This is a genomic window from Brevundimonas variabilis (assembly GCF_014199945.1).
GTDB lineage: Bacteria > Pseudomonadota > Alphaproteobacteria > Caulobacterales > Caulobacteraceae > Brevundimonas > Brevundimonas variabilis.
This window is the reverse complement of sequence record NZ_JACHOR010000002.1, coordinates 99908-126574: the sequence shown is the minus strand read 5'-3', so window position 1 is coordinate 126574 and position 26667 is coordinate 99908. Positions and strand designations below refer to the sequence as shown.

The window sequence follows — 26667 nt, the reverse complement described above, 5'->3', positions numbered from 1 at the left end:
GTTTGAAATCTGTCGCCGGTTCGCGCTTCCATGACGTCGTGCTACACGCCCCCTCCTCCCCAAGCCAAGACCCGATGATCCGATGACCGAGCCCGCCTTCAAGTCAGACTTCCTCAAGACCCTGCAAGCGCGCGGCTACATCCATCAGATCACCCATCCCGTCGAACTGGATGCGGCCGCAACAGCAGGCATCGTCACCGGGTACATCGGCTTTGATGCCACAGCGCCCAGCCTGCACGTCGGCAGCCTGATCCAGATCATGATGCTGCGCCGGCTGCAGCAGGCGGGTCACCGGCCAGTCGTGATCATGGGCGGTGGAACAACCAAGGTCGGTGACCCGACCGGCAAGGATGCCTCACGCCCGCACCTGACCGATGAGACGATCAATTCCAACATCGCCTCGATCCGCACCGTCTTCGAGAAATTCCTGACGTTTGGCGACGGTCCAACCGATGCCTTGCTGATCGACAATGACGCCTGGCTGTCGACCTATGGCTACATCCAGTTCCTGCGGGACTTCGGCACCCATTTCACCGTGAACCGGATGCTGGCCTTCGACTCCGTCAAGCTGCGGCTGGAACGCGAACAGCCGATGACCTTCCTCGAGTTCAACTACATGCTGATGCAGTCGGTGGACTTCCTCGAGCTGAACCGCCGCCACAACGTCACCCTGCAGATGGGCGGGTCGGACCAATGGGGCAATATTGTTTCCGGCGTCGATCTGGTCCGCCGTGTGGACCAGAAGGCAGCCTTCGGCCTGACGACACCGCTGCTGACCACGGCGTCCGGCGGCAAGATGGGCAAGACCGCCCAGGGCGCGGTCTGGCTGAACGCTGAGCAGCTCAGCCCGTTCGACTACTGGCAGTTCTGGCGCAATGCCGAGGACGGCGACGTTGGCAAATTCATGCGCCTGTTTACCGACCTGCCGCTGGACCAGATCGCCGGATACGAAGCCCTCGAGGGAGCGGGCATCAACGACGCCAAGAAGGCGCTCGCCGACGCCGCCACGACCCTGCTCCACGGCGCCGAGGCCGCCGCACAGGCGCGTCAGAAGTCAGAGGCGCAGTTCGACCGTGGCGAGGCCCAGCCTCTCGAGATGATCGACCATGTCTGGGACGATGCCGCCCAAGCCCTTTCGGCCGCCGCCCTCGTCAAGGCCGCGGGCATCTCGTCCTTCAAGGATGCCAACAAGTCGATCGCCAACGGAGAGATCCGCATCAATGGCCAGAAGGTCACCGGTTCGGAACTCTATGTGCGCGGCGACATCGACCCTGCCCACGGTGCCTTCCTCGTCCAGAAGGGCAAGAAGACGTCGAAACTCGTGAGACCGATCTGATCCCGATCCGCTCATCCCCGCGAAAGCGGGGACCCAGTGCTTTGGGCGATCAATGGTGGCGATAGGTCGCGTTGCCGGTCCAGGACCACGTCGCGAAACAATTGGGTCCCCGCTTTCGCGGGGATTAGCGGAGAAAGAACAGAATGACCGAGATCGTTGAAGGCACCAGGGCCCCCGCATTCGAGATGCCGGCCGACAACGGCACGACCGTTTCGCTTGAATCCCTGAAGGGACAGCCTGCCGTCCTGTACTTCTATCCCAAGGCCGACACGCCCGGCTGCACCAATGAGGCAAAGGATTTCACGGATCTCGCCGATGATTACGCAGGCTTAAGCACGATTGTCGTCGGGGTCTCCAAGGACCCGGTGAAGAAGCTCGACAAGTTCAAGGCCAAGTATGACCTGAAGGTCCGGCTGGCCTCCGACGAGACCAGCGGTGTCACCGAGGCTTTCGGCTTCTGGGTCGAGAAGTCCATGTATGGAAAGACCTATATGGGAATCGAGCGCGCTACGGTCCTGATCGACGGCGACGGCATTGTTCGCCGCGTCTGGCGCAAGGTCTCGGTCAAGGGCCATGCGGCAGAGGTTCTCGAGGCCGTGCGCAGCCTCTGATCGACGAGCGACGGTCGCAACCAAGCCTTGCCATGCATCATCGCCTGCCGATAACTGTCGGCCGGGTGGCTTAGATGCGCGGGGTCAGGCCTGCGCGGCCGACAACAGGTGGAGACCATCATGTTCAACAAGACCAAGCCAGAGACCGGCTCTTCCAGCGGCCTGGGCATCCCCAACCCGCCAGAACCGACCCCCTATCGGCCATCGGAGACGGCCCGGCCAGCCGAGCCGCCACGTCCCGCGGCGCCGGCCACGGCCGGCACGGCAGGAGCGGCACGGTCCACCAATCTGTCGACCCTGTCGGCAGGCGTGAACTACGAAGGCAACATATCGGGCAGCGGCGAGCTTCAGGTCGACGGAAAGCTCAAGGGCGACATCCGCGTGGCCCGCGTCGTGATCGGCGAGAATGGCTCGGTCGAGGGCAATGTGGCCGCCGATGTCGTCGAGATCCGCGGCCGGGTTTCTGGCACGGTAGCCGGAAAATCGGTCAAGCTGTTCGCGACCTCACGTGTCGAGGGCGACGTGACCCAGGAGCAGCTGTCGGTCGAACAGGGTGCGTGGTTCCAGGGCCGCTGTATCCAGGCCAAGCGCGAGGCCCCCGCAACCGCCGCCCCATCGCCTGCCCAGGCCGCCCCTGACCGCTACCAGCCAGAAAAGCCCGTCGCCCCTGCGCTCCCCAGTGCCAAGGTCTGAGCTAAACCCTTTTTCGCTCACTCAGGCAGTCGCCTGAGTGAGCGGGCCCGAGCATCAGGCGACAGACGATCCGCGCGTTTCACCCACACGCTGGGCCAGCGCTGCACCCATGAACTGATCCAGATCACCATCGAGCACCCCTTGGGTATCCGAGGTCTCGACCTCCGTTCGCAGATCCTTGACCATCTGATATGGCTGCAACACGTAGGACCGGATCTGGTGCCCCCAGCCGATATCGGTTTTGGCGTCAGCCAGGGCTTGTGCGGCAGCCTCACGGGTTTGAAGCTCCAGTTCGTAAAGCCTTGCCCGCAGCATCTTCCAGGCCTGTTCACGGTTCTGGTGCTGGGAGCGTCCGGCCTGACAGGCCACGACCGTATTCGTTGGAACGTGCGTCAGCCTCACCGCAGAGTCCGTCTTGTTGATGTGCTGCCCACCTGCTCCCGAGGCCCGATAGGTGTCGGTGCGCACGTCGGACGGATTGATGTCGATCACGATTGCATCGTCCACGACCGGTGAAACCCCGATCGAGGCGAAGGAGGTGTGCCGCTTGGCCGCCGCATCATAGGGGCTGATGCGCACCAGCCGGTGCACGCCGGATTCCGACTTCAGCCAGCCATAGGCATTGGGGCCGCTGATCAGGATGGTAGCCGACTTGATCCCGGCCTGTTCGCCCTGTTCCTCGGCCTCGATCTCGACCTCATAACCATGCGCCTTGGCCCAGCGCGTATACATACGCAACAGCATCCCGGCCCAGTCATTGGACTCAGTTCCACCCGCTCCTGAGTTCACTTCGAGATAGGCATCGTTGCCGTCGGCCTCGCCGGACAGCAGGGCTTCGAGCTCGGCCCGGGCTGCGCGCTCCTTGATGGCACGAAGCGCCTCGCGCGCCTCTTCCAGCGTCGCCTCGTCGCCTTCCTCCTCTGCCATTTCGGAGAGCATGACGCCGTCTTCGAGTTCGGCCTCCATGGCCTTCACCGTGTCGATCTGGGCCTGCAGCCGCGACCGGTCGCGGCTCACGATCTGGGCCGCATCGGGGTCGTTCCAAAGCGTCGGGTCCTCGACCCGCGCGTTCAGCTCATCGAGCTTTCGAAGGGCGACATCCCAGTCAAAGACGCCTCCTGAGCAGAGCGACGCTCTGCTCGATGTCGGCCTTCATGGCCTCGACATCCGGTCTCATCGCAATCTCCGTGCGAAATTCTTCGCGGCCCGTAAGCCGCAGGGGAGCGGTTCACTAGGCCGTTAGTACAGCCCGCTCAAGTCCTCAGCCGGTTCCTTGTCGGCAGGCGGCGGCGGGGCGGCCTGCGGTGGTGCCGAAGGCGTTGTTGTGACACCCGCAGCAGCCTCCTGTTCGCGACGAACGACGTCGTTGTAGTTCTGCGGGCCCGACGGAGCGGACGGCGCGCGCGGAGTCTCCTCCTCCTCGCGCTGACGCTCGGTACCGGGACGGAACGCCTCCTCTACGCCTCGCACGGTGCGGAAGACCGCATTCCTGGGCCTGACGAACGGTCGCGCAGGACGCGATTTCAGCGCCACTTGCATGAATTCGGTGAACACCGGTACGGGCCCGGTCGCGCCGGTCTCGCCGGACCCGAGCGGCCGGTTGTCATCAAAGCCGATGAAGACGCCGACGACGATGTCGGTCGTATAGCCAACGAACCAGGCCGACCTGTACTCGTTGGTCGTTCCGGTTTTGCCGGCGACCCATCGGCCCAGACCCCGTGCACTCGCCGCCGTCCCGCGCTGCACGACGCCTTCCAGCATCGAGCTGATCTGATAGGCCGTGATCGGGTCGATGACCTGTTCGCCACGTGGGTCCAGACGCGGCGATTCCTGGCCGCTGAAGCCCCGGGCACAAGCCCGGCAGTTGCGAGGATCCGCCCGATAGATGGTCTCCCCGTCGCGGTCCTGCACGTATTCGATCAGATAGGGATCGACCCGTCGCCCACCATTGGCAAAGGCCGCATAGGCCGCCGTCAGGTGATACGGCGTCACCTCCCCGGCTCCGAGGGACACCGAAAGGTTCGGCGTCAGATTGTCGGCCACGCCCATCTTCTTGGACAGCTCGACCACATTTGTCATGCCCACGGCCTGGGCCAGACGGACCGTCATGACATTGCGTGACAGCTCCAGGCCACGACGCAGGGTCTGCGGGCCGTAATACTCGCGGCTGTAGTTCTCGGGCGTCCAGCGGCCACCATTGGCCCCGCCCGCAAAGCTGATCGGCGCATCCAGCACGATCGACGCCGGGGTGAAATCCCCCTCTAGCGCCGCAGCATAGACAAAGGGTTTGAAGGCCGAGCCCGGCTGGCGCTGGGCCTGGGTCGCGCGGTTGAAGCTGGACAGGGCATAGGAATAGCCGCCGACCATCGCCAGGACACGACCCGACTGCGGTTCGATCGCGACCAGGGCTCCGTTCACCCGCGGGACCTGTTTCAGCAGGAACTGGTTGCCGCGTGGCTCGACGAAGATCAGGTCGCCACGCTTGAGCTGGCGATTGGCATTGGCCCAGGCAGCATCCTCGACCACCAGACTGCCGGTCCTGCCCTCGCGGGCCGTGACGATGCGCACATTGTTGCCGGCCACGCTGTCGACGGCCGCAGCCTCCCAAGCACGTCGCTCTGGCGGACGCGTCTGTTTTAGGGCGTCCGCCTGCCAGCCGGCCGCAAAGTCCGTCGTGCCCCAACCCCCGCGCCAGCCGTGACGACGGTCGTAGTTCTCGAGCCCTTTCATCAGCGCATCACGGGCCGCGGTCTGAAGCGTCGGATCGAGTGTGGTGCGCATGTAGAAGCCGCCCGCATTCAGCTGATCGCCAAAGTCCGGGTTTGCCCGTGCCTGACGCCGGGCCTCCTCAACGAAGAAATCCGCATCCTGATACTGGGCCCGGCGGGGCGCGTCCTGGGTCACAAGCGGCCGCGCGCGGGCGGCGATCAGCTCGGCACTGGTGATGAACCGGCTCTGCTCCATCTCGCCCAGCACCCAGTCGCGACGCTGTTTCGCGCGCTCGGGATAGCGTTTGGGATGATAGTTGTTCGGCCCCTTGGGCAGGGCCGCGAGGAATGCCGCCTCGTCGGGACGCAGCTGCTCGAGCGACTTGCCGAAATAGTTGTAGGCCGCCGAAGCCACGCCGAACGATCGGTAACCGAGGAAAATCTCGTTCAGATACAGTTCGAGGATCTGTTCCTTCGACAGGGTCGCCTCAAGCCTTGAGGACAGGATCGCCTCCTTCAGCTTGCGGCTGAGGGTCGATTCATTGGTCAGCAGGACGTTCTTGGCCACCTGCTGGGTGATGGTGGATCCACCCTCCAGACGCCGTCCCGACACGACGTTGAACACATTGCGGAACATGGCACGGCCCAGCCCGGACACGTCGATGCCGCCATGGTTGAAGAAATTGCGGTCTTCGGAGGCCAGAAAGGCCTGGATCACCGGCTCCGGGATCTGTTCATAGGTGACGTAAATCCGGCGTTCGTCGGAGAACTCGCCGATCAGAGTACCGTCTCCGGCATAGACCCGCGTCGCGGTCGGCGGGCGATAGTCGGCCAGGTCCGTGGCATCGGGGAGGTCGTGAAACAGCCAGGCCGCATAGACAGCCACCACCAGCCCGGCCAGGGCAATCGCGCCCAGCAGACCAATTCCGGCCATCACGAACCAGCGTTCGGCAATCTTCACCCGGCACTCCACGAGACGACGTCGAGGCAGGGTGTAACGCGCGCCGTTGATCGCGCCTAGAGCCTGTTCGACGGACGCGTGGTCAGCGGAATATTTTGCAACGCGTCAAAGCCTCAGCCAGGCCCGCCCATCGAGGCCATCACGACGGGGGCACCCGGCTCGCGGAAATACCGGTCGATCCCCTGCGCGACAGCCTGCATCAGGCGGCGGCGGCGACGTTCGTCGGCCAGGGCGCGCTCGTCGTCAGGATTGGTGATGAAACCCATTTCCAGCAGGACTGCAGGCACATCGGGAGCCAGCAGGACAGCCAGGCCTGCATCGCGATGGCTGCGACGCAGCAACGGATGATCCATGGCCTCGATATGGGTCAGCAGGACCCGTGCAAACTGGGCCGAGCGGTTCTGGGTGGCGCGCTGGGTCATGTCCAGCAGGATGCGGTCCACCGACGGGTCGCGCCCGGGCAGATGCAGGTCACGGTGCCAGTTCGTGGACCGGGTGACCTCGCGGACAGCCCGGTTCGCCCCCTGCTCCGACAGCGTGTAGACGCTGGCTCCCCGCGTTGCCGGGTCGGCGCCGGCGTCGGCGTGCAGGGAGATGAACAGATCCGCCTCGGCGTCGCGCGCGATGCGCACCCGCCGGTTCAGGTCGACATAAACGTCGCTCTCGCGCGTCAGCCTTACCCGATAGCGGTTGGTCCGCTCGAGCTCTCGTTTCAGCTGCTGCGCTGCCGCCAGAGTGATGGCGCTTTCGTTGTTCTGGGCTCCGCGGGCCCCCGGATCACGTCCGCCATGCCCGGCGTCGATGACGATGAGGGGTCTTTCGGCACGGCGGGTCTCTGCGCGCGGGGCCATCGGCCGGGCTGCGACGGGTGCCGTACCCGTGGCCTTCAGATCCACGACATACCGATAGTGTGCCACTCCATCGCCCGGCGGCAGCAAGAAGCGACGCTCGATGTTGGCATTACGGGCCAGGTCGAACCGGACACGCGAAGCCGTTCCGACCGGAATGACCTGATACCCACGGACCAGACCCGATCCGTTGCCGTCCAGCCCGCGCCCCGGCGCAACACCCGTCAGGGTCAGCACGACCTTGCCGTCCGCACCCGTCTCGATCACCTGTCCACGCGCCGAACGGTCCAGGTCGACCACGATACGCGTGCGCTCGGCATCCCCGCCGAAGCGAACGCCCAGGACCTCGCCGACTGCCCCCGCGGCCAGCCCGCGCCCGCCGAGCAGCAGAACGGTAAACACGACGACGAGCGCGAGCGCCGTCATCGACCACTCACGGACGCCCCAGCGGGACAGTTCGAAACGCGACACACCGTACATTCTGACGGACACCCACCTTTATTGGTTGGCATCATCATCAACGAACGTGATTGGGATTGGGTTAAGCCGCGACAGAATTTGGCATTAACCTGAGCCATACCCTGTAGGGCCCTTTCATTTTCGCGGCGGCGTGACTATGCTTTGAATGTCACGGACCTGCGCAGCTCCCGATCTGATCGGCTCCAGCGCATTCTGGTCATTGGCACTGAGTTTCACGCATCCGAGGGTCGATCCGTTCTGAACGGGCGATTCGAAGAACCGGGCCCATCCACGCCGCCTGCCCTTGTCTGGCGCGTCGGGTCCAGGACAGACCTAACCCATGGGCTCCATCGCCTGCGCTCCCGAACGGCCTGACATGGCCATTGCCGCGATCCGCGGCGGGATGACGCCTGCGCCTGCCCTTCATCCCGTTCGGCGAGCCGCCCCGACCCCACATGCTGGGTCCGGCAGAGCGCGCCAGAGAGAAGTAATCCATGTCAAAGACCATGCTGATCGATGCAGCGCACGCCGAGGAAACGCGTGTCGCCATCGTGGACGGACGCCAGGTTGAGGAGTTCGACTTCGAGTCGAAGACCAAACGCCAACTCCGCGGCAACATCTACCTCGCCAAGGTCACCCGTGTAGAACCCAGCCTGCAGGCCGCCTTCGTCGAGTATGGCGGCAATCGCCACGGCTTCCTCGCCTTCAACGAAATCCACCCCGACTACTACCAGATCCCCGCTGCGGATCGCGACGCCATCATGGCCGAGGCGAACTCGGCCGAGGACGATCAGGACGAGTCCGCCATTCGCGATTCGGATGACGGCGAGTCCGAGGGCGGTCTGGCGGAGGAGGAACGCCTCAAGCGTCGCCTGATGCGGCGCTACAAGATCCAGGACGTCATCAAGCGCCGCCAGATCCTTCTGGTCCAGGTCGTCAAGGACGAGCGTGGCGGCAAGGGTGCGGCCCTGACCACTTGGCTCTCCCTCGCCGGTCGCTACTGCGTGCTGATGCCCAATACCGGCAAGGGTGGCGGCATCTCCCGCAAGATCACCCAGGCCACGGACCGCAAGCGCCTCAAGGCCGCCGCCGCCGCCCTGGACGTCCCGCGCGGCATGGGCCTGATCATCCGGACCGCCGGAGCCAAGCGCACCAAGGCCGAGATCAGCCGCGACTACGAATATCTGCTGCGTCTGTGGGAAACCATTCGCGAAACCACCCTGGCCAGCCACGCGCCCTCCCTGATCTACGAGGAAGAGAACCTCGTCCGTCGTGCCGTCCGCGACATGTTCGACAAGGATTTCGACGGCATCCAGGTCGAGGGGATCGAGGGCTTCAAGGAGGCGCGCGACTTCATGCGCGTCCTGATGCCCTCCCAGGCCAAGAAGGTGCATCTCTATCAGGGATCGAAGCCGCTGTTTGCCGCCAACGGCATCGAGGAACTGCTGACGCAGATCCACCAGCCGGTCGTCCCTCTCAAGTCCGGCGGCTATCTGGTGATCAACCAGACCGAGGCCCTGGTGGCCATCGACGTCAACTCGGGCAAGGCGACCAAGGAGCGCAATGTCGAGGCCACGGCCTTCAAGACCAACTCCGAAGCTGCCGTCGAGGCTGCGCGTCAGCTTCGTCTGCGCGACCTCGCCGGTCTGGTGGTCATCGACTTCATCGACATGGACGAGTCCAAGAATAACCGGACCGTCGAGAAGATCCTCAAGGATGCCCTGAGCCATGATCGGGCCCGCATCCAGATGGGCAAGATTTCCGGCTTCGGCCTGATGGAAATCAGCCGTCAGCGGCGCCGTCTCGGCGTGCTGGAAGGCGCCACCGAAGTCTGCCCGCACTGCCAGGGTGCCGGTCGCATCCGCTCGGCGGAATCGGCCTCGCTGATGACCCTGCGCGCCGTCGATATCGAGGCGGGCAAGAACGGCGCGGGCTGCATCGTCCTGCGCGTGTCGAGCGTGGTGGCGCTCTACATCCTCAACCACAAGCGTGACTATCTGGAGCGGATGCTCAGGCAGCGCGGGCTTGCGGTGATCGTCCAGATCGATGACCGCCTGGCCCAGAACGAACACGCCATCGAGCGCACCGAGACCAACGAGGACTTCGTACCCGCCGAACCGGCGATCAGCCTGCCCGACCTCCACGACGACTTCGACGACAGCGCCTATGCCGATGACGACGATGACGACGAAATCATCGAGGACGACGACGAGGACGAAGCCTTCCTCGACCGCGACGATCGTGATCGCGAGGACGCTGACGACGACCAGCCTCGCGACCGTGCCGAGCGTCATGACGGCGACGGTGGCGGACGCGGCCGCAAGCGCCGCCGCCGTGGTGGACGTCGCGACGAAGAGGCACCCTTGCGTGCTCCGGACGCCGCCGACACGACGGTGGCCCCGTCGTCGGAAGACGACGACGATTCCGAAGCCGGCCGCCGCCGCCGTCGTGGTCGCCGTGGCGGTCGCCGTGTCCGCGAGGATGGCAGCGAGGGTTCCGGCGCATTCTTCTGGGTTCGCGGTCGCACGCCGTCGCTCGATGATCCCTACGTCTGGTTCGACCCGATCAACCCGGTACCACGTGCCGAACGTGGACCCGCGACCGCCATGGAGGCAACCTCATCAGAGCCTCGCGAGGCCGAGGAATGGGTGGGCGAGCGTCCCGATGGTGAGACAGCCGGTGATCGTGAAGGCGGCCGCTCGCGGCGTCGCCGTCGCGGTCGCGGCCGTGGCGAACGGGCCCAGCCGCATGATCTGAAGGTCGAGGCCCGGGCAACCAACGAAGGCATGCCGACTGACGGCTCGCCCGACACTCCGATGGCTGTGATGGCCACGGCGGACGTTGATGCGGCTCCGGTCATCGCCGCCGAGCCCCAGCGCCGTCGTGTCCGCCGCAAGCCTGCCTCGGCTTCGGCCGCGGTGGAGACGGATCTGGACACGGCGATCGAGCCCAACGAGGCCGAGCCTGCTGCTGTTGCGGTCGAACTGGACGTGACACCGGCGGAAGCGGCGGAAGAAGCGGCAGCCGAAGTCGAGCTCCCGACAGACGCCGAGCCCGTTCCGGCCGTTCTGGCCGAGGTCGTTCCGGCACCGAAGCCTGAAGCCGACCTGTCCGCGATTATTGCCAGCGACCCGGCGCAGATCGCCGCTCCGCCGGAAAAACCCAAGCGGGGCTGGTGGCGCCGCTGAAAGGCCGTGATTAAATCGTCGCTAGGGTGATGCCTGCCGCACCGGATGCCGTCCGGTGCGGTTGGGCTCCCTCCCTGCTTTTATTCCGGCCGGGGGGCGTTCGTTGAGGAGAGTGCCTTGATCCGCCTTCCCCGCCCGGCCCGCTCGCTGTTCGTCACTGCTGCATCCGCCGTCCTCCTGATGGCCAGCGCAGCTCCGGCTTCGGCCCAGAGCGCCATCCGCGACACCGAGATCGAGGACATTATCCGGGAATGGTCTGACCCGGTCTTCGTGGCCATGGGCCTGAATCCTGCGGACGTTGAGGTCCTGCTGATCAACGACGCCTCACTGAACGCCTTCGCCACGCGCGGACGCATCATGGGGCTTAATACCGGCCTGATCCTGCAGACCGACAATCCCAACCAGTTGCTGGGCGTGATCGCGCACGAGGCCGGCCATATCAAGAACCGCCACACCCTGCGCGACGGGGCTTCCGAGGCGGGCAAACAGCCCTTCTTCATGACGATGGCGCTTGGCGCGTTGGCTGTTCTGGCAGGCGAACCGGGAGCCGGAGCCGCCCTGCTTGGGTCCAGCCAGTATTTTGGAACGCTCGGGGCCCTGCGCTACCTCCAGAGCCAGGAGGGCGAAGCCGACATCACCGGAGCGCGCGCGCTCGACCGTGCAGGCGAATCTGGCAAGGGCCTGGTCGATTTCTTCGAGAATTTCCGCTCCCAGGAGGTTTTCTCCGAGGCCCGCCGCTTTCCCTATTTCCGCAGCCACCCGTTGTCCGGCCAGAGGATCGAGGCCCTGCGCCGGCCGGTGGAGGCGATGCCGAACTATGGCCATCGTGACAGCCCTGAGCGCATGGCGCAGCACGCGCTGATCCGGGCCAAGATTTCATCGTTCCTGAACCACCCGAACCAGACCCTTCGGGCCTATCCGGAATCCGACCTCTCGCTGCCGGCCCGCTATGCGCGCGCCATCGCCTGGTATCGCGACGGCCAGACGGACAAGGCCCTGACCGCCGTCGAAGCCCTGTCGGCGGAAGATCTCGACAATCCCTATTACTGGGAGCTGAAGGGGCAGATCCTGTTCGAGGAAGGCCGACCGGCCGAGGCCATTGCGGCCCATCAGCGGTCTGTCGAGCTCGACCCGGATGCGCCCCTGCTGCGCGTCAACCTTGCCCATGCCCTGATCGAGACCAATGACCCGGCCAATCTCGACCGTGCGGTCGAGGAACTGAAGCGCGCAGTCGCCTGGGAGGATGACAACACCCTGGCCTGGCGTCTGCTCGGTCAGGCCTATGCCAGTCAGGGAAAGGAGGGCGAGGCCCGTCTCGCCTCGGCCGAATACTATTTCGCCCTGGGCAGCGAGGAACAGGCGACCCAGTTTGCCCTCCGGGCCCGCGAGATGCTGAACCCGGACTCGATCGAATGGCGTCGCGCGGTCGACATTGTTCTGGCATCCGGTGCCACGAGTCAGGATATCGACGACCTGGATCGCCGCCAGCAACGCAATCGCCCGTCGGTCCTCGCACCCGCCACACGCTGACCTGCACGAGCCCTGCCAAAGCATGACCGAAGACGCACCCGTGACGCCAACGGCACCCCGCCGCACCTTGCCCCGCTGGCTGACCGCCGGACGGCTGGCGCTTGGCGTGTCGGGTGTGGCGCTGGGCCTTGCCGCGGCACCCCATTTGACCGGCCGTGACTTCGGCGGGCAGGTCCGCGACTACCTGCTGACCAACCCCCAGGTCCTGGACGAAGTCATGGCTGCCCGCCAGGCGGCCGAAGACGGAGCCCGGGTCGAGCAGGTCAATATCGCGATCGCCAGCAATCCTGCCCTGCTTGAACACGACCCGCGGGACCCGTCGATAGGGCCGATAGAGGCCAAAGTCGTCGTGCATGAATTCTTCGATTACCGCTGCCCCGGCTGCAAGGCGGTGTCCCAGGACTTCATGCAGATTGTCCTTGCCAACCCCGACGTGCGCTTCGTCTTCAAGGAATGGCCAATTCTGGACCGCGGCGATGACTCCACCTCACAGTATGCCGCTCGCGCGGCCCTGGCGGCGCAGGCACAGGGTCGCTACCTGCCGGTCCACCAGGCCCTGATGGCGGAACCCAGCCTGTCGCGCGAAAGCATCGACCGCATCCTTGCAGACAATGGGGTCACCTTGGGCCAGGCCGCAGCAGCGATCGCCTCGCCTGCCACGACGCGCCACATCGCCGACATCCACACGGCCGCCGCCGGCCTGCAACTCACCGGTACACCGACCTTCATCATCAACGGCAAGGCCACCGCCAGCATTGCGCCGGCTGAGGTGGCCGCTGCGATTACGTCAGCAAAGGGCGGCTGAAGCCGGTCGCTTGCGAAGCCCGGTTTGGGCTATTCGGCCGCGATGGCGGTTGCCAGAACGGCATCCAGACGATGGGTCAGGGCCACGTGCTGAGACCACAGCGCCTTCGGCAGCCGATCTCCGAATGTCTCGTAGAAGGCGGGGATCATGCCCGCTTCCTCGGTCCAGACCTCGGCATCGACATCCAGAAGCGTCGCCAGCGCCGTCTCCGACAGTCCGAGTCCATCCAGATCCAGCGATTGACGTGTTGGGACCCGTCCGACCGGCGTATCGACCGCCTCGGCCTCGCCCTCCAGGCGCTCGGAGATCCACTTCAGGACCCTGACGTTCTCGCCGAACCCTGGCCAGACGAAGGATCCATCCTGATCCTTGCGGAACCAGTTAACGAAGAAGATGCGCGGCAGCTTCGCCGCATCCGCCTTTGCTCCCAGCGTCAGCCAGTGGGCGAAATAATCACCCATGTTGTAGCCGCAGAACGGCAGCATGGCGAAAGGATCGCGCCGGATTTCGCCCACGGCATTCTCGGCCGCAGCCGTACCCTCCGAGGCCACGGTCGAGCCCATGAACACCCCGTGCTCCCAGTCGAACGCTTCCGTCACCAGCGGCACGGCCGAGGCCCTGCGGCCGCCGAATAGGATGGCATCGATCGGCACGCCACGCGGGTCTTCCCATTCGGGCGCAATGGTCGGGCACTGATGCGCCGGCGCCGCGAACCGGGCATTGGGATGGGCAGCGGGCTCGCCCGACGTTGGATCGTGCGGCTGACCCTTCCAGTTCGTCAGCCCTTCCGGAACGGGCTTGGAGAGGCCTTCCCACCAGACGTCACCGTCGGCCGTCAGGGCCGTATTGGTGAACACCGTGTCCCGCGCCAGGGTCGAAATGGCGTTCTGGTTCGTGTTGCGGCTGGTGCCGGGGGCCACGCCAAAGAAGCCCGCCTCCGGATTGACCGCATACAGCCGTCCGTCCTCGCCGAACCGCATCCAGGCGATGTCGTCCCCGACTGTTTCGGCCTTCCAGCCCGGAAGGGTCGGCTGGAGCATGGCCAGATTGGTCTTGCCGCAGGCGCTGGGGAAGGCTGCCGCGATGTATTTGGCGCGCCCCTTCGGATCCGTCAGCTTCAGGATGAGCATGTGCTCGGCCAACCAGCCCTCGTCGCGCGCCATGACCGAGGCGATGCGAAGGGCGTAGCATTTCTTGCCCAGCAGGGCGTTGCCGCCATAACCCGAACCATAGGACCAGATTTCGCGGGTCTCGGGGAAGTGGACGATCCATTTCTGCTCGTTGCAGGGCCAGGGCACATCGGCCTGACCCTCGGCCAGCGGAGCGCCTAGCGTGTGCACGGCCGGGACGAAGGTGCCGTCTTCGCCCAGCGCCTCGAGGGCCCCTGCCCCCATCCGCGTCATGATCCCCATCGAGACGGCGACGTAGCCGCTGTCCGTGATCTCGACGCCCAGGGCCGACAGCTCCGACCCCAGCGGCCCCATCGAAAACGGGACCACATACATCGTCCGGCCAGCCATGCAGCCGTCGAACAGCCCATCCAGGCGATCACGCATCTCGATCGGATCGGCCCAGTTGTTGGTCGGTCCGGCGTCGGCCGCGTCGTCCGAGCAGATGAAGGTCCGGCTCTCGACACGCGCCACATCCTTGGGATCCGAGGCCGCATGATAGCTGCCCGGCCGCTTGACCGGATCTAGCTGGGTCAGGGTCCCCCGCGCCACCAGATCGGCAATGAGGGTTTCCTTCTCCTCGGCCGAGCCGTCGCACCAGTGCACGCGGGCCGGTTTGGTCAGGGCGGCAATCTGCTCGACCCAGGCCACGAGGCGGGCGTGTCGGGTCGGCGCCGGATGCAATCCGGGCAGGCTGGATGAGGTCACGGGTCGTCTCCTGAACCTGTCGGCCCGGCGATCTGGCGTCGTCGTGGCCGTAATTGTTTCATGCGCTCACGCACTGTTACGGGCGAAATGCCACCTCTGCCGACGCGACGTCAACCGGCGCAAGATTTAACCCCCGGCGCGGCGACTTCGGGTCCTTCAGCGCACAGGGTTCGGGAAAGTCGTCGCCAGTCTGGGCCAGTCTCGCTAGAAGGACGCGTGCAGACCATGGACCCGACCCATGCCGCCCCGACGGGTGGCCTCGTTTCACCGGCCGCCGCGCGCAATGCCGACGCCATTCTCGCGATTCTGCAGGCCCACCTGCCGCAGTACGGACGTGTGCTTGAGATCGCCTCCGGGTCCGGGCAGCATGCCGTCGCCTTTGCCCGCGGCCTGCCGGACGCCACCTGGATCCCGTCCGATCCCAGCGCCGAGGCCCGCGACAGCATCATGGCCTGGCGTCATGACGCCAGCCTGTCAAACCTCGCCGAACCCCTCGCCCTCGACGCCATGGACGCTTCCACATGGCCCACAGAGACGGTTCAGTCTGTCGTCTGCATCAACATGATCCACATCAGCCCCTGGAGCGCGACCGAAGGTCTGATGGCCCTGGCCGGACGTGTTCTGACCCGTCCGGGAGGCCTGATGTTCCTGTACGGTCCCTATCTGGAGGCCGATCAGCCGCTGGCTCCGTCCAACGCCGCCTTCGATGCGGACCTGAAGGCCCGCAATCCCGCCTGGGGCCTTCGGGATCGGGACGCGATCGCCGCCGAAGCCCTGAAGCACGGCCTGCACCTGACACTGCGCAAGGCCATGCCGGCCAACAACATCGCCCTGTTGTTCCGTCGCACCTGACCCCGGAGATGATTGTGAAAGCCTTGCCCGCCCTCGTCGCTGTCTGTTTCGGCTTTGCGGTCACGCCTGCCCTGGCCCAGACTCCTCCGGTCCAGGCCGCACCAGCGCCAGCCCCTGTTGCAGCGCCACCCTACGGGCTGCCGATCGGTCTGGCCGATGCGCAAGCCCTGATCGACCGGGCCATGGCCGAGGCGGCGCGCAGCGGCTTCCGCATGGCAATCGCCGTCGTCGAGCCCAGCGGCGAACTGGTCGCCTTCGCCCGGATGGACGACACCCAGTACGGCTCGATCTTCGTGGCCCAGCGCAAGGCCGAATATGCCGCCCGCTATCGCCTGCCGACGGCCGTCGCCGAGGAGCGCGTCCAGGCCGGCCGGGTCGTCAGCCTGGCCAATCCCGAAGCCTTCACCATTGGCGGTGGCATCCCCATCGTGAGAGACGGAAAGATCGTCGGGGCGATCGGCGTGTCCGGCGCAACAGCGGCCCAGGACGCGGCTGTCGCCGAGGTTGCCCTGGCAGGCAACTGACAGAGTCCTACTCCGGCCGCTTGCGCGCCCAGCGTGGCCTGGGGTCCTCGCCCTTGGCCTTGGCCGTGATTTCCTTGAGCTTGCGGCCCTGCATGGTCGACAGCGCCTGACCCGGCGCGCCCTTCTCGGGGTCACCGAAGGCGCGACCGTGGGTCTTGATCCGCTCCTCCACCGAGCCGAGAAACTCGCCCTCCCAGTCGGACAGGGAAACGCCCGCCTTCTCGGCCGAGCGGCGGGCGCGTTTCAGGGCGTTCAGCGCAGCGCGCTGGGCGGCCTTGCGCTGCAGTTCGAACGGCGATGCGGGTGGCTTGCGCTTCACCCGCCGCAGGATGTCAGATTTCGCCCAGCGCCGACAGATACAGGTCCAGGATCGCGTCCTCTTCCTGACGCTTGGCCTTGTCCTGCTTGCGGATGCGAATCACCTTGCGCAGGATCTTGACGTCATAGCCCTCGCCCTTGGCCTCGGCGAATACCTCCTTCATGTCCTCCATCACGGCCGCCTTGTCCTCCTCGAGGCGCTCGATCCGCTCGATGATGGTCCGCAGACGGCCCTGGGCCGCCGAGTTGAGGACGTCGGGCGAAGCGTCGAAGGCGGCGTCGTCGGCCATGGGGAAAAACTCCAGCAGTATCGGGGGAAGCCCAGCGCCGTCATTCAGACGACCGGGCAGACATGTGTATCAGCACGCTAACCATGCTGGCGACTGCGGCTCAACGTCGGGCGCGAAAAAGGCTGCGGACAAAATCCGCAGCCTGTTCACAGTTCCACGCTCGGGTTGCGCACGACATCGCCGCGCGCGACAGCGAAGAGCCTTAGCCCTGCTTCGCCTTGAAGCGCGGGTCGGTCTTGTTGATCACGAAGACCACGCCCTTGCGGCGGACGACCTTGCAGTCGCGGTGACGGGTCTTGAGCGACTTGAGCGAGCTACGGACCTTCATGGTCGGACGTCCTGAGGCAAATCAAAATGAAAAAGCCGCAGGCGAACCGGCGGCGGAGCGGGGCGTATAGAGAAGGCTCGCCGATTGGTCAACACAGACACGTCACTCGCGTGTCCGGTCTGACAGTGAAAGAGGATTGGAGGCCTGGCCTCCGGGTCGAACGGAGGGTCTGCGGGCTTGCTAGCCCGCCGCGTCGCCCCTCCGCCACCAGGCCGCTTCAGGGATGTCGTCATGTAGTCCCTGAACCCTGACGCCGTCCTAAGGGAAAGGGTGAACGCTGCATTTACCACGACTGCAGTAGAAAGGACGACCTCGCGGGGATGTGATTGCGCCCGCGCCACAACGGACTCTAACCTGTCATCATGCGTGCTGCTTACCGTCTTCTTTTGCTTGTCTCCGTCGCGGCCTGCGCTCCGATGCTGCCGGATGCGGTCGCGATCGCGCCGCTGCCCACAACGCCAGGCGTCAGGACGATTGAAGACCCCGCACCCCGTCCGGTGCCAGCGCCCTCGAACGTCTCCACACCCAGCGCAGCCGATTTCGAGAGCTGGAAACAGGCTTTCCTTGACCGGCACGGCGGCGCACGTCGGGCCGACTATGCGCGCGAGCTGGCCGGCCTGACCCCGGATCCCCAGGTGATTCGCCTCGACAGGAACCAGCCCGAGTTCTCTCGCCCGGCCGGCGCCTATGTCACCAGCGCCACAGCCCCCGCCCGCATCGCCGAAGGCAAGCAGCGAATCGACCGCGTGCCCTGGGAGGTCGTCCAGAGATACGGGGTTCCCTCCGAGATCCTGCTGGGCATCTGGGCACAGGAATCCAGCTTTGGCCGGATCCAGGGCGAAAGCGACGTGATCCGTTCGCTGGCTACCCTCGCCTTCGACGGCCGCCGCCGCGACTGGGCCGAAGGTCAGCTCAAGAATGCCCTGGACATCGTTGTCGACGGCAAGCGCCCCCGTGCGGGCCTGAAGGGCAGCTGGGCCGGGGCCATGGGCCAGACACAGTTCATGCCCGACAACTACCTGCGGCTGGCTGTGGACCAGTCGGGGGATGGTTCTGTGGATATCTGGGGCTCGGATGCCGATGCCCTTGCCTCCGCTGCCAATCTGCTGGCCCAGGCCGGCTGGAAGCGCGGCCAGGGTTGGGCCCATGAGGTCGTCCTGCCCGACGGGTTCGACTACAGACTGGCCGAAGCGGATCGGCACCCCTGGTCCTTCTGGAGCGAGCGCGGCGTCCGTCTGGCCGATGGAGCCTTTCTGAATGACGGCGAGCAGGCGGAAGGCGCGACCATCCTGCTGCCACAGGGGGCTCGTGGCCCGGCCTTCCTGGCCCTGCCGAACCACTATGTCATTCGGCGCTATAACAACTCGGTCGCCTACGCCCTGGCCATAGGCCTGATCGCCGACCGAATCAGCGGGAAGCCCGACCTGACCCGGAGCTGGCCCGACGATGCGCCCCTGACGCGGGACCAGCGCATTGGGGCCCAGCAGGCACTAGCGCGGCTCGGCTATGACCCTGGCGGCATCGACGGCGTCGTCGGCTCGGGCACCCGCCGGGCCCTTCGCGATTGGCAGGCCGCGACAGGCCGTCTCGCCGACGGCTATCTGACAGCATCCCTCGCCGACGAGCTGAGCCGACTATAGCGAAAGGCGCCCCGATCCCGGGTCGTCCGGTCTCAATCCTCGTCCGGCCAGTCGGCGCCCCAGCCATGGGCTTCGGATTGCGCCATCCGGATGGTCAGTTCCAGCGCCTGGATCAGGTCTTCACCATAGATGGACCGCCAGTCGTCAAAAGGCGTGATCCGGAAGGCAGCAACCGCTGGCTGTATTCCGGCAGCCTGGCTGGCCGGATCGAACCGGATTTCCATCCGGCATTCCCGCGTCTGGTGACCCTGCCGTCCTGCAACGACCAGCCTGCGCGACAGCAGGATTTCAGGATCTGAATGGGCCACGAGTGCGATCTCCAGCGTCTGAACCGATTGCCGTCGGGGGACTGACCTCAGACCTCGATGCCTCTCCCTTGGGTTGAGGCAGCATACGCGCGCGACGAGTCAGTTCAAGGACCGCCGCTATTCCAACGTGGTTACTGCCCCCAGCTTCGTTCGTGTGGCCTCGGCCTCGGCGAGCAGCGCCTGTCGCCGCTCCGGTCCGAAATTGTCGAGGGTTCGATAGGGCATGGCCAGCCGGACATTGTCCCTCAGGAGGCCGCGATTGCGCTCGAGAAAGCCCCAGTACAGGCGATTGAACGGACAGGCCCCCTCTCCTGCCTTGGCCTTCACATCGTAACGACACCCACCACAGTAGTCGCTCATCCGGTCGATATAGGCCCCGGATGCTGCATAGGGCTTGGACCCGACGATCCCGCCGTCCGCAAACGTGGCCATCCCTCGCGTATTGGGCATCTCGACCCACTCATAGGCGTCGGCATAGACCGTCATGTACCAGTCATCGACCGGATCGGGATGAACCCCCAGCAGCATGGCCAGATTGCCGGTCACCATCAGGCGCTGGATGTGGTGGGCATAGGCATTGGCCCGCGTCGTCTCCACGACATCGGCGACACAGGCCATGTCGGTTTCCCCGGACCAGAAGAACCAGGGCAGCGTTCGATCCGCATCGAGGAAGTTGCGCTCCCGGTACTCCGGCACCTTCAGCCAGTAGATGCCGCGGATATACTCGCGCCACCCCAGGATCTGCCGGATGAACCCCTCGACAGCGTTCAGCGGTGCCTTGCCGGCCCGATAGACCGCCTCTGCCCGCCGGCACACGTCCAGCGGATCGACCAGACCCAGATGCATCGAGGTCGCGATCAGCCCGTGCCACATCCACGGCTCGCCCCGCGCCATCGCATCCTGCCAGTCCCCGAACGCGGGCAGCACATGCTCGAGGAAATCGGCCACCACGGTCTCGGCCTGTTCCGCCGTCGTCGGCCAACCAAAGTCGTCCAGGTCGCCGAAATGATCGGGAAACAGCCGCGCCACATCGGCAATCGCTTCCTGTGCCACCAGATCCGGCGGCGTGCGCAGACGACGCGGCGGCCGAAGGCCCTTTGTCAGTTTTTTCCGGTTCTCTGCATCATAGTTCCACTGCCCGCCCTCGGGCTGTTTCCCGTCCATCAGGATATTCGTTTCGCGCCGCATCTCGCGATAGAAGAACTCCATCCGCAACTGCGACTTGCCCGAGGCCCAGCGCCGGAACTGGTCGTGCGTGCAGATGAACCGGCGGTCCTCGCGGATCTCGACCGGCACCTGCGCCACGCCGGCAAATGCAGCCATGGCCTGGGCCAGCCGCCACTCGCCGCATTCGGTCATCACGACGGCATCGAACGCCCCGGCCTCCAGCGCGCGATGCAGCTCCCCCACGATCGAATGGGCATTGTCGGGATCATCGATCCGGACATAGCGGACCGTGACGCCTCGCTCCTCCAGCCGCAGGGCGAAACTGCGCATGGCTGCAAAGGTCAGGGCGATCTTCTGCTTGTGATGCCGGACATAGGTCGCCTCGTCCCGGACCTCGGCCATCAGGACGACGTCACGCGCTGTATCCAGCCCCTCCAGCGCCGACAGCCGGTCCGACATCTGGTCCCCCAGCACCAGCCGCAGCGTCCCCCTGCCCTCGCCCGTGTGCCTCGTGTTAGATTTGGCCATGACCGACAGTCCCCTGATCTCGACCGACGAACTCGCCGCCCTGCTGAACGATCCCGCGCTCAGGATCGTGGATGGCTCCTGGCATCTGGATGGCCGTGATGCCCGGGCCGATTTCAACGAGGCGCGCCTGCCCGGTGCGGTCTTCTTCGACCTCGACGCAGTGTCTGACCACACGACGGACCTGCCGCACATGCTGCCGACTGCCGCAGCCTTCGCCGAAGCCGTCGGAACGCTGGGGATCTCAGAAACAGACACCATCGTGATCTATGACACCGTCGGCCTGTTCTCGGCGGCGCGGGTCTGGTGGACGTTCCAGACCATGGGTGCGTCCCGGGTCCGGGTGCTGGATGGCGGCCTGCCGAAATGGCGCGTAGAGGGGCGGTCGATCGAGACAGGCGCAGCGCAGTCGCCGAAACCGGCCACCTTTGTGGCAAACCCGGTGCCCGATGCCGTTGCCGATGTCCCCACCGTGATGGCGGCCCTCACAGGCGATGCCCAGGTCCTGGACGCCCGGCCAGCAGCCCGCTTCCTTGGACAAAGCCCCGAACCCCGCCCCGGCCTGCGGTCGGGCCATATGCCGGGGGCCCTGAACCTGCCGATGAAGTCGGTGCTCGACGACCGGGGCCACCTGAAGCGGGGCGATACGCTGGCGACCGTCTTCCGCGAGGCGGGGATCGACCTCGACCGGCCGATCGTGACGACCTGCGGCTCGGGCGTCACAGCGGCCGTCCTGTCGCTGGCCCTGGCCGAGCTTGGCACTGGCAGCCGTCTCTACGACGGATCCTGGGCCCAGTGGGGCAGCGGCACCGAGACGCCGGTCGTCCCGGGCGCCTGACTGGAGGGGTTATCCTCTCCGCGCCCGATCCGATTTCCGCAAGTCTTTAAGCTCACCGCCGGGCGCTCGACCCGACGTCCCCGGCCTGGCTGTGACCGGTCGTATCCTGGCTTTCTTCATCCTCAGGACCGGAGGGTTTGCCCGAGGGGATCGAGACCTTCGAGACGATCAAGACGATCGCGACGGTGTTTTTTTCCTCGCCCCTTCCCGATCAACGGCCCCGGATCAGAGACCCGCTGCGCTGCGCAGCCCGTCGAAATCCTCGGGCAAGGGCGCTTCGACGATCCGCTCCCCGCCCTCGGGATGGGGGAACCGCAGCCGCGCCGCGTGCAGCATCAGCCGGGGCGCCGACCGCCCCGCCAGGGTCAGCGCCCCGCCGTAGCGGACGTCACCGACCAGCGGCCGCCCGATCGACGCCATATGGACCCTGAGCTGATGCATCCGGCCCGTCCGGGGCTCCAGTTCGACCAGCGCCCCCTCCGCCGAGGCCGAGAGCGTCTGGTAGCGGCTTTGCGACGCCTGAGCCCCCGGCGTATCCGGCTCCGCAATTCGCATGTAGCTCTCGCGGCCGACCTCCTGCCGGATCAGCGGCGTGTCGATCGTCCCGGACGAAGGCTCGGGGGCCGCCGCGACCAGGGCGAGATAGGTCTTCTCGAACCGCCGGGCCTGGATAGCCTTGCCGAGGAAGCCCGCCGCCGGCTTGGTCTTCGCCGCCAGGATCACACCGGACGTATCGCGGTCCAGCCGGTGCACCAGCTCCGGACGCTTGCCGTTCGATCGCGCAAAGGCCCATAGCAGGTCGTCCAGCGTATGCGCCTGGATGCGCCCGCCCTGACTGGACAGCCCGCTGGGCTTGGCAAAGGCGATCACGTGCGGGTCCTCGTGGATCACCCACGACCGGACGGCGGCGATCTCTTCGGCGGACAGGGCAACGGGGGTACGGCTCACCCCCCATTCTTAGCGCAGGATGCCCCGCTTCGTCGCCATCTGTGCGTACCAGACGAAGAACAGGCAGATGAACAGGATCACCGTCTGCATGATCCAGATGCTCTCGCCCATGCCCGTGGCCCCGTCGGTCAGGACATACTGATAGACCAGGCTCATCACATAGGCCGCAAGGGAGATCACGAAGACCGGAAATGCCCACTGGGACCGCAGCAGCAGCAGCAGGCTGCCCAGCATGGCCCCCCAGACCCCGATGGCCCAGACAGCGGTCATCCAGGCGGGCATGGCTTCGGTAAAGGCAACCGCTGCATCGGTCATCCCCTGGCTCCGGAGCCAGACTTCGCCCTGCAGAGCGGTCATCGTGTAATCCAGGCAGCCGTAGCTGTTCCAGAGCACGCCCACGAGGCCCACGGCCCAAAGGTGCCAGGGCCGCTTGCTGGCGCGCCCGCCGGTCAGTGTCGTCATCATCCCGTCCCCCAGGTTCAATGAAGTCAGAACCGTACGCCGATCATGGATAACGGCAAGATCGGCGGGCGATCACTCGATCTCGACGACCTCGACACGTGCGCCGTTCAGGACCAGCGCGATCTCGCCCCGCTTCAGCTTCAGGGCGTCCTCGCCGAATAGCTGCCGCCGCCATCCTGTCAGCGCGTCGACCTTGGCATTGTCGTCCACCGCGATCTTCTCGAGGTCGGAGACCGTCGCAATCAGCTTGGAGGCTACGCCGGCATTGTCACTTTTGGCCTTGAGCAGGACCTTCAGCAGTTCCACCACCGATGGCGGGGCGGCATTGTTGTGGGACGGACGGTCCATTTTGGGGGCATGGGCCTCAGGGTCGGCGAGAACCCGCTTCAGCTCCTCGATGAGCTCAAGCCCCAGCCGCGAACCGCCGAACCCCTTGGGCACCGACCGCAGCCGATTGAAGCCGTCGACATCGGTCGGGGCCTGGGTCGCGATCTCGTCGATGGCCTCGTCCTTCAGGATGCGGCCCCGCGGCTGGTCCCGGTCCTGCGCAGCCTGCTCGCGCCAGACCGCCGTGGCCTTGAACGCCGCCAGATACTTGGCTGCGAACTTCTTGGGCTTCAGTCGCTTCCAGGCATTGTCCGGCGTGGTGTCGTACAGGGCCGGATCGACCAGCCCCTGCATCTCCGCCGTCACCCAGTCCAGCCGCCCCTCCCGGGCCAGCCGGTCGCGAAGTTTCGGATAGAGGGCCGCCAGATGGGTCACATCGCCGATGGCATAGGTCAGCTGCGCATCCGACAGCGGCCGCCGCGACCAGTCCGTAAAGCGCGATCCCTTGTCCAGATCGATGCGCAGCATCTGCCGCACCAGGCCGTCGTAGGCCACTTGCTCCCCGAACCCGGCCGCCATGGCCGCGACCTGGGTGTCGAACAGAGGCACAGGCATAGCCCCCAGCTTGACGAAGATCTCCGTGTCCTGCCGCGCCGCATGGAACACCTTCACGATGGCCGGGTCGCGGAGCAGATCCAGGAACGGCGTCAGGTCCAGGCCGTCTGCCAGCGGATCAATGATGGCCTCGTCCGTCGGCGTCGCCGCCTGGATCAGGCACAGTTTCGGCCAGTAGGTCGTTTCCCGCATGAACTCGGTATCGACCGCGATGAAGGGGGCCTTGGCGACCCGCGCGCAATACTCGGCCAGCGCGTCTGTGGTGGTGATTGGCGTCATTCGGATGCTATAGCCCCCGCCACGCCGGTTGTGGCAAGAGCCGCGACACATTTCCGCCCTTGTGATTCAGGCCCGTGACCGATGAGCGACACCTCCAAGCCCGTGGATAGTGGCCTGACCTATGCCGATGCGGGCGTCGACATCGACGCTGGCGACATGCTGGTCGAGCACATCAAGCCCCTGGCAAAGGCCACGCGGCGTCCGGGCTCGGAGCCGTCGCTGGGCGGATTCGGCGCCCTGTTCGACCTCAAGGCTGCCGGCTTCACGGACCCGCTGATCGTCGCCACGACCGACGGCGTCGGGACCAAGCTGAAGATTGCCATCGAAACCGGCCGTCACGACGGCGTCGGCATCGACCTGGTGGCGATGTGCGTCAACGACCTGCTGGCCCAGGGTGCCGAGCCCCTGCTGTTCCTCGACTACTATGCGACCGGCAAGCTGGAGATCGACGCCGCCCGCCGCGTCGTCTCGGGCATCGCCGAGGGCTGCAAACTGGCCGGCTGTGCCCTGGTCGGCGGCGAAACGGCCGAAATGCCCGGGATGTACAGCGGCGGCGACTATGATCTGGCCGGTTTCTCGCTGGGTGCCGTCGAGCGCGGCCACGCGTTGCCTTATCTGGATCGTCAGATGAAGGGTGACCTGATCATTGGACTGGCCTCGTCCGGGCCGCACTCCAATGGTTATTCCCTGATCCGCAAGGTCGTCGACAAGTCCGGCCTCGGCTGGGGCGACGATGCCCCCTTCGCCCGCGATCGTTCCCTGGCCCAGGCCCTGATGGAGCCGACCCGCATCTATGTGAAGTCCGTCCTGCCCTTGATGAAGGCCGGCCTGATCAAGGGCGCGGCCCACATCACGGGCGGCGGGCTGATCGAGAACCCGCCCCGCTGCATTGCCGACGGCCTCTCCGCGTCGTTCGACTGGGACGCATGGCCCCTGCCCCATGTCTTCCAGTGGCTGGCCGAGACCGGCGGCATCAGCGACCATGAGATGCGCCGCACCTTCAACTGCGGCATCGGCTTCATCCTGATCGTCAGCCCCGAGAACTGCGAAGCGGTCCTTGAGGCCCTGCTGACGGCGGGCGAAGCCGCTGTCGTCTGCGGCCAGCTTGTCTGACATGGCTGACCGGACGCGGGTCGCGGTCCTGATTTCGGGCGGCGGGTCCAACATGGCGGCCCTTATCGAGGCGGCCGGGGCACCCGATGCGCCCCACCGGATCGTCCTCGTGCTGTCAAACAACCCGGAGGCCGGGGGCCTGGCACTCGCCCGGGCCAGTGGCATCGAGGCCATCGCCATCGACCACCGTCCCTTCGGCAAGGACCGACAAGCCCACGAGCGCCAGATCCATGCCGCGCTTGAGGCCGCAGGCGTTCAGGTTGTTGCCCTGGCGGGCTATATGCGGGTGCTGACACCCTGGCTTGTGGGCTGCTGGTCCGGCCGGATGCTGAACATCCACCCCAGCCTGCTGCCGAAGTATCCCGGTCTTCACACCCACGCCCGGGCCATCGAGGCTGGCGACAGCGAGGCGGGCTGTACCGTCCACCTGGTCACGGACGGCGTCGATGAAGGCCCGATCCTGGGTCAGGCCCGCGTGCCCGTGCTGTCCGACGATACGCCCGAGGCCCTGGCACAGCGCGTCCTCGTCGCCGAGCACGACCTCTATCCCCGGCTGCTGGCAGACTTCTGCGCACAGCAAAACGGCGTCAGCCGAAGCTGACGCCGCAAAGGCCTGACACTGGACAGGCCGGGGACATGCCCCGGACCCACAGCAACAGTTAGCCGACGATCTGGTCGTCGGTGAAGAACTGGGCGATCTCCAGCTTGGCGTTCTCGTCCGAGTCCGAGCCGTGGACCGAATTCTCGCCGATCGACAGGGCGAACTGCTTGCGGATCGTGCCTTCGGCAGCGTCCTTGGGGTTCGTCGCGCCCATGACTTCGCGGTACTTGGCAACAGCGCCTTCGGCTTCCAGAACCTGGACGACGACGGGTTCGGCCGTCATCTGCTCGACCAGTTCGCCATAGAACGGGCGCTCGGCGTGCACTTCGTAGAATTTCTTGGCCTGGGCCTCGGTCAGGTGCACGCGGCGTTGAGCCACAATGCGCAGGCCGGCACCCTCGATCACGGCGTTGATGGCGCCGGTCAGGTTGCGGCGCGTGGCGTCGGGCTTGAGGATCGAAAAGGTACGGTCGGTCATGGGAAGACTTCTTGTTTGGGAGTTTGACGGTGGGGGCT

At 65.8% G+C, this 26667-nt stretch carries 25 protein-coding genes and 1 tRNA gene; 12 read left to right on the top strand and 14 right to left on the bottom strand.

Features of this window, described 5'->3' with window-relative positions; genetic code table 11:
• Positions 1-82 precede the first annotated feature (82 nt).
• From tyrS to GGR13_RS05230, 3 genes are all read left to right on the top strand, one after another.
• A complete protein-coding gene (tyrS, locus tag GGR13_RS05240) occupies positions 83-1336 on the top strand; it encodes a tyrosine--tRNA ligase (RefSeq protein WP_183212456.1) in 1254 nt (417 codons plus the stop codon).
• A 143-nt stretch (positions 1337-1479) separates the two neighbouring features.
• Positions 1480-1947, top strand: coding sequence for a peroxiredoxin (locus tag GGR13_RS05235; RefSeq protein ID WP_183212455.1), 468 nt, complete (start codon positions 1480-1482; stop codon positions 1945-1947).
• Between the two features lie 120 nt (positions 1948-2067).
• Complete coding sequence (locus tag GGR13_RS05230; protein WP_183212454.1) at positions 2068-2640, top strand: bactofilin family protein; 573 nt, start codon at positions 2068-2070, stop codon at positions 2638-2640.
• 54 nt (positions 2641-2694) lie between these two features.
• Here the strand turns inward: GGR13_RS05230 and prfB are convergent.
• From prfB to GGR13_RS05215, 3 genes are all read right to left on the bottom strand, one after another.
• Positions 2695-3817 (bottom strand): peptide chain release factor 2 gene (gene prfB / locus GGR13_RS05225; RefSeq protein ID WP_183212453.1). Its coding sequence is split into 2 segments (ribosomal slippage): positions 2695-3747 and positions 3749-3817, totalling 1122 coding nucleotides; the frame shifts between segments, so codons are not numbered across the junction.
• Between the two features lie 62 nt (positions 3818-3879).
• Positions 3880-6282, bottom strand: coding sequence for a penicillin-binding protein 1A (locus GGR13_RS05220; protein WP_183213094.1), 2403 nt, complete (start codon positions 6280-6282; stop codon positions 3880-3882).
• Positions 6283-6422: 140 nt separating this feature from the next.
• Complete coding sequence (locus GGR13_RS05215; RefSeq protein WP_246347750.1) at positions 6423-7637, bottom strand: N-acetylmuramoyl-L-alanine amidase family protein; 1215 nt, start codon at positions 7635-7637, stop codon at positions 6423-6425.
• Positions 7638-8110: 473 nt separating this feature from the next.
• Between GGR13_RS05215 and GGR13_RS05210 the strand changes: the two genes are divergently transcribed.
• From GGR13_RS05210 to GGR13_RS05200, 3 genes are all read left to right on the top strand, one after another.
• Positions 8111-10804 (top strand): ribonuclease E/G, encoded by a 2694-nt coding sequence (locus GGR13_RS05210; RefSeq protein ID WP_183212452.1) that lies wholly within the window; start codon positions 8111-8113, stop codon positions 10802-10804.
• Between the two features lie 117 nt (positions 10805-10921).
• Positions 10922-12334, top strand: a complete 1413-nt coding sequence (locus GGR13_RS05205; protein WP_425486072.1) for a M48 family metalloprotease — start codon at positions 10922-10924, stop codon at positions 12332-12334.
• Positions 12335-12356: 22 nt separating this feature from the next.
• Entirely contained in the window at positions 12357-13139 is a 783-nt protein-coding gene (locus tag GGR13_RS05200) for a DsbA family protein (protein ID WP_183212451.1), read from the top strand.
• 29 nt (positions 13140-13168) lie between these two features.
• On the opposite strand, the gene GGR13_RS05195 is transcribed toward GGR13_RS05200, so the two are convergent.
• The gene (locus GGR13_RS05195) at positions 13169-15016 is read right to left on the bottom strand and encodes a phosphoenolpyruvate carboxykinase (GTP) (RefSeq protein WP_343060299.1); all 1848 of its coding nucleotides are present in this window, start codon (positions 15014-15016) and stop codon (positions 13169-13171) included.
• Between the two features lie 225 nt (positions 15017-15241).
• Here GGR13_RS05195 and GGR13_RS05190 point away from each other — a divergent pair, with 225 nt between their 5' ends.
• Positions 15242-15868 carry a DUF938 domain-containing protein gene (locus GGR13_RS05190; protein WP_183213090.1) on the top strand — a complete coding sequence of 209 codons (627 nt, stop codon included), beginning with the start codon at positions 15242-15244 and terminating at the stop codon, positions 15866-15868.
• Between the two features lie 14 nt (positions 15869-15882).
• The gene (locus GGR13_RS05185) at positions 15883-16392 is read left to right on the top strand and encodes a GlcG/HbpS family heme-binding protein (protein ID WP_343060298.1); all 510 of its coding nucleotides are present in this window, start codon (positions 15883-15885) and stop codon (positions 16390-16392) included.
• A gap of 7 nt (positions 16393-16399) precedes the next feature.
• On the opposite strand, the gene GGR13_RS05180 is transcribed toward GGR13_RS05185, so the two are convergent.
• The 4 genes from GGR13_RS05180 to GGR13_RS05165 all read right to left on the bottom strand — a co-directional run bounded on the left by GGR13_RS05180 (position 16400) and on the right by GGR13_RS05165 (position 17542).
• Entirely contained in the window at positions 16400-16711 is a 312-nt protein-coding gene (locus GGR13_RS05180) for a hypothetical protein (RefSeq protein WP_183212449.1), read from the bottom strand.
• A gap of 13 nt (positions 16712-16724) precedes the next feature.
• Complete coding sequence (gene gapR / locus GGR13_RS05175) at positions 16725-17000, bottom strand: nucleoid-associated protein GapR (protein WP_183212448.1); 276 nt, start codon at positions 16998-17000, stop codon at positions 16725-16727.
• A gap of 202 nt (positions 17001-17202) precedes the next feature.
• Positions 17203-17328: a type B 50S ribosomal protein L36 gene (gene ykgO, locus GGR13_RS05170; protein ID WP_008263184.1), complete on the bottom strand. Its 126-nt coding sequence runs from the start codon at positions 17326-17328 to the stop codon at positions 17203-17205.
• A gap of 137 nt (positions 17329-17465) precedes the next feature.
• Positions 17466-17542, bottom strand: a tRNA-Ala gene (locus GGR13_RS05165).
• A 148-nt stretch (positions 17543-17690) separates the two neighbouring features.
• Between GGR13_RS05165 and GGR13_RS05160 the strand changes: the two genes are divergently transcribed.
• A complete protein-coding gene (locus GGR13_RS05160) occupies positions 17691-18968 on the top strand; it encodes a lytic murein transglycosylase (RefSeq protein ID WP_183212447.1) in 1278 nt (425 codons plus the stop codon).
• 32 nt (positions 18969-19000) lie between these two features.
• Here GGR13_RS05160 and GGR13_RS05155 read toward each other — a convergent pair whose 3' ends face one another.
• Both GGR13_RS05155 and GGR13_RS05150 read right to left on the bottom strand, forming a co-directional pair.
• Positions 19001-19276 (bottom strand): hypothetical protein, encoded by a 276-nt coding sequence (locus tag GGR13_RS05155; RefSeq protein ID WP_183212446.1) that lies wholly within the window; start codon positions 19274-19276, stop codon positions 19001-19003.
• A gap of 117 nt (positions 19277-19393) precedes the next feature.
• On the bottom strand, positions 19394-20971 hold the full coding sequence (locus GGR13_RS05150; protein WP_183212445.1) for a cryptochrome/photolyase family protein: 1578 nt from the start codon (positions 20969-20971) through the stop codon (positions 19394-19396).
• On the opposite strand from GGR13_RS05150, the gene sseA reads away from it, so the two are divergent.
• Entirely contained in the window at positions 20970-21806 is an 837-nt protein-coding gene (sseA, locus tag GGR13_RS05145) for a 3-mercaptopyruvate sulfurtransferase (RefSeq protein WP_183212444.1), read from the top strand. The genes GGR13_RS05150 and sseA overlap by 2 nt on opposite strands.
• Before the next feature lie 225 nt (positions 21807-22031).
• On the opposite strand, the gene GGR13_RS05140 is transcribed toward sseA, so the two are convergent.
• The 3 genes from GGR13_RS05140 to rnd form a co-directional block, all read right to left on the bottom strand.
• A complete protein-coding gene (locus tag GGR13_RS05140) occupies positions 22032-22754 on the bottom strand; it encodes a pseudouridine synthase (RefSeq protein ID WP_183212443.1) in 723 nt (240 codons plus the stop codon).
• A gap of 9 nt (positions 22755-22763) precedes the next feature.
• Complete coding sequence (locus GGR13_RS05135) at positions 22764-23219, bottom strand: hypothetical protein (RefSeq protein ID WP_246347707.1); 456 nt, start codon at positions 23217-23219, stop codon at positions 22764-22766.
• Between the two features lie 69 nt (positions 23220-23288).
• Positions 23289-24437, bottom strand: coding sequence for a ribonuclease D (gene rnd / locus GGR13_RS05130; RefSeq protein ID WP_183212442.1), 1149 nt, complete (start codon positions 24435-24437; stop codon positions 23289-23291).
• A gap of 81 nt (positions 24438-24518) precedes the next feature.
• Here rnd and purM point away from each other — a divergent pair, with 81 nt between their 5' ends.
• Complete coding sequence (purM, locus tag GGR13_RS05125; protein WP_183212441.1) at positions 24519-25550, top strand: phosphoribosylformylglycinamidine cyclo-ligase; 1032 nt, start codon at positions 24519-24521, stop codon at positions 25548-25550.
• A 1-nt stretch (position 25551) separates the two neighbouring features.
• Positions 25552-26151 (top strand): phosphoribosylglycinamide formyltransferase, encoded by a 600-nt coding sequence (gene purN, locus GGR13_RS05120; protein WP_183212440.1) that lies wholly within the window; start codon positions 25552-25554, stop codon positions 26149-26151.
• A 58-nt stretch (positions 26152-26209) separates the two neighbouring features.
• Here purN and ndk read toward each other — a convergent pair whose 3' ends face one another.
• Positions 26210-26629 carry a nucleoside-diphosphate kinase gene (gene ndk / locus GGR13_RS05115; RefSeq protein WP_183212439.1) on the bottom strand — a complete coding sequence of 140 codons (420 nt, stop codon included), beginning with the start codon at positions 26627-26629 and terminating at the stop codon, positions 26210-26212.
• Positions 26630-26667 lie beyond the last annotated feature (38 nt).

Excerpts from the sequence above, each read along its gene's own strand:
- tyrS (WP_183212456.1), top strand. The coding sequence starts at position 83 with ATGACCGAGCCCGCCTTCAAGTCAGACTTCCTCAAGACCCTGCAAGCG.
- GGR13_RS05235 (WP_183212455.1), top strand. The coding sequence starts at position 1,480 with ATGACCGAGATCGTTGAAGGCACCAGGGCCCCCGCATTCGAGATGCCG.
- GGR13_RS05230 (WP_183212454.1), top strand. The coding sequence starts at position 2,068 with ATGTTCAACAAGACCAAGCCAGAGACCGGCTCTTCCAGCGGCCTGGGC.
- GGR13_RS05220 (WP_183213094.1), bottom strand. The coding sequence starts at position 6,282 with ATGGCCGGAATTGGTCTGCTGGGCGCGATTGCCCTGGCCGGGCTGGTG.
- GGR13_RS05215 (WP_246347750.1), bottom strand. The coding sequence starts at position 7,637 with ATGTACGGTGTGTCGCGTTTCGAACTGTCCCGCTGGGGCGTCCGTGAG.
- GGR13_RS05210 (WP_183212452.1), top strand. The coding sequence starts at position 8,111 with ATGTCAAAGACCATGCTGATCGATGCAGCGCACGCCGAGGAAACGCGT.
- GGR13_RS05200 (WP_183212451.1), top strand. The coding sequence starts at position 12,357 with ATGACCGAAGACGCACCCGTGACGCCAACGGCACCCCGCCGCACCTTG.
- GGR13_RS05190 (WP_183213090.1), top strand. The coding sequence starts at position 15,242 with ATGGACCCGACCCATGCCGCCCCGACGGGTGGCCTCGTTTCACCGGCC.
- gapR (WP_183212448.1), bottom strand. The coding sequence starts at position 17,000 with ATGGCCGACGACGCCGCCTTCGACGCTTCGCCCGACGTCCTCAACTCG.
- ykgO (WP_008263184.1), bottom strand. The coding sequence starts at position 17,328 with ATGAAGGTCCGTAGCTCGCTCAAGTCGCTCAAGACCCGTCACCGCGAC.
- GGR13_RS05160 (WP_183212447.1), top strand. The coding sequence starts at position 17,691 with ATGCGTGCTGCTTACCGTCTTCTTTTGCTTGTCTCCGTCGCGGCCTGC.
- sseA (WP_183212444.1), top strand. The coding sequence starts at position 20,970 with ATGACCGACAGTCCCCTGATCTCGACCGACGAACTCGCCGCCCTGCTG.
- GGR13_RS05150 (WP_183212445.1), bottom strand. The coding sequence starts at position 20,971 with ATGGCCAAATCTAACACGAGGCACACGGGCGAGGGCAGGGGGACGCTG.
- GGR13_RS05135 (WP_246347707.1), bottom strand. The coding sequence starts at position 23,219 with ATGATGACGACACTGACCGGCGGGCGCGCCAGCAAGCGGCCCTGGCAC.
- rnd (WP_183212442.1), bottom strand. The coding sequence starts at position 24,437 with ATGACGCCAATCACCACCACAGACGCGCTGGCCGAGTATTGCGCGCGG.
- purM (WP_183212441.1), top strand. The coding sequence starts at position 24,519 with ATGAGCGACACCTCCAAGCCCGTGGATAGTGGCCTGACCTATGCCGAT.
- purN (WP_183212440.1), top strand. The coding sequence starts at position 25,552 with ATGGCTGACCGGACGCGGGTCGCGGTCCTGATTTCGGGCGGCGGGTCC.
- ndk (WP_183212439.1), bottom strand. The coding sequence starts at position 26,629 with ATGACCGACCGTACCTTTTCGATCCTCAAGCCCGACGCCACGCGCCGC.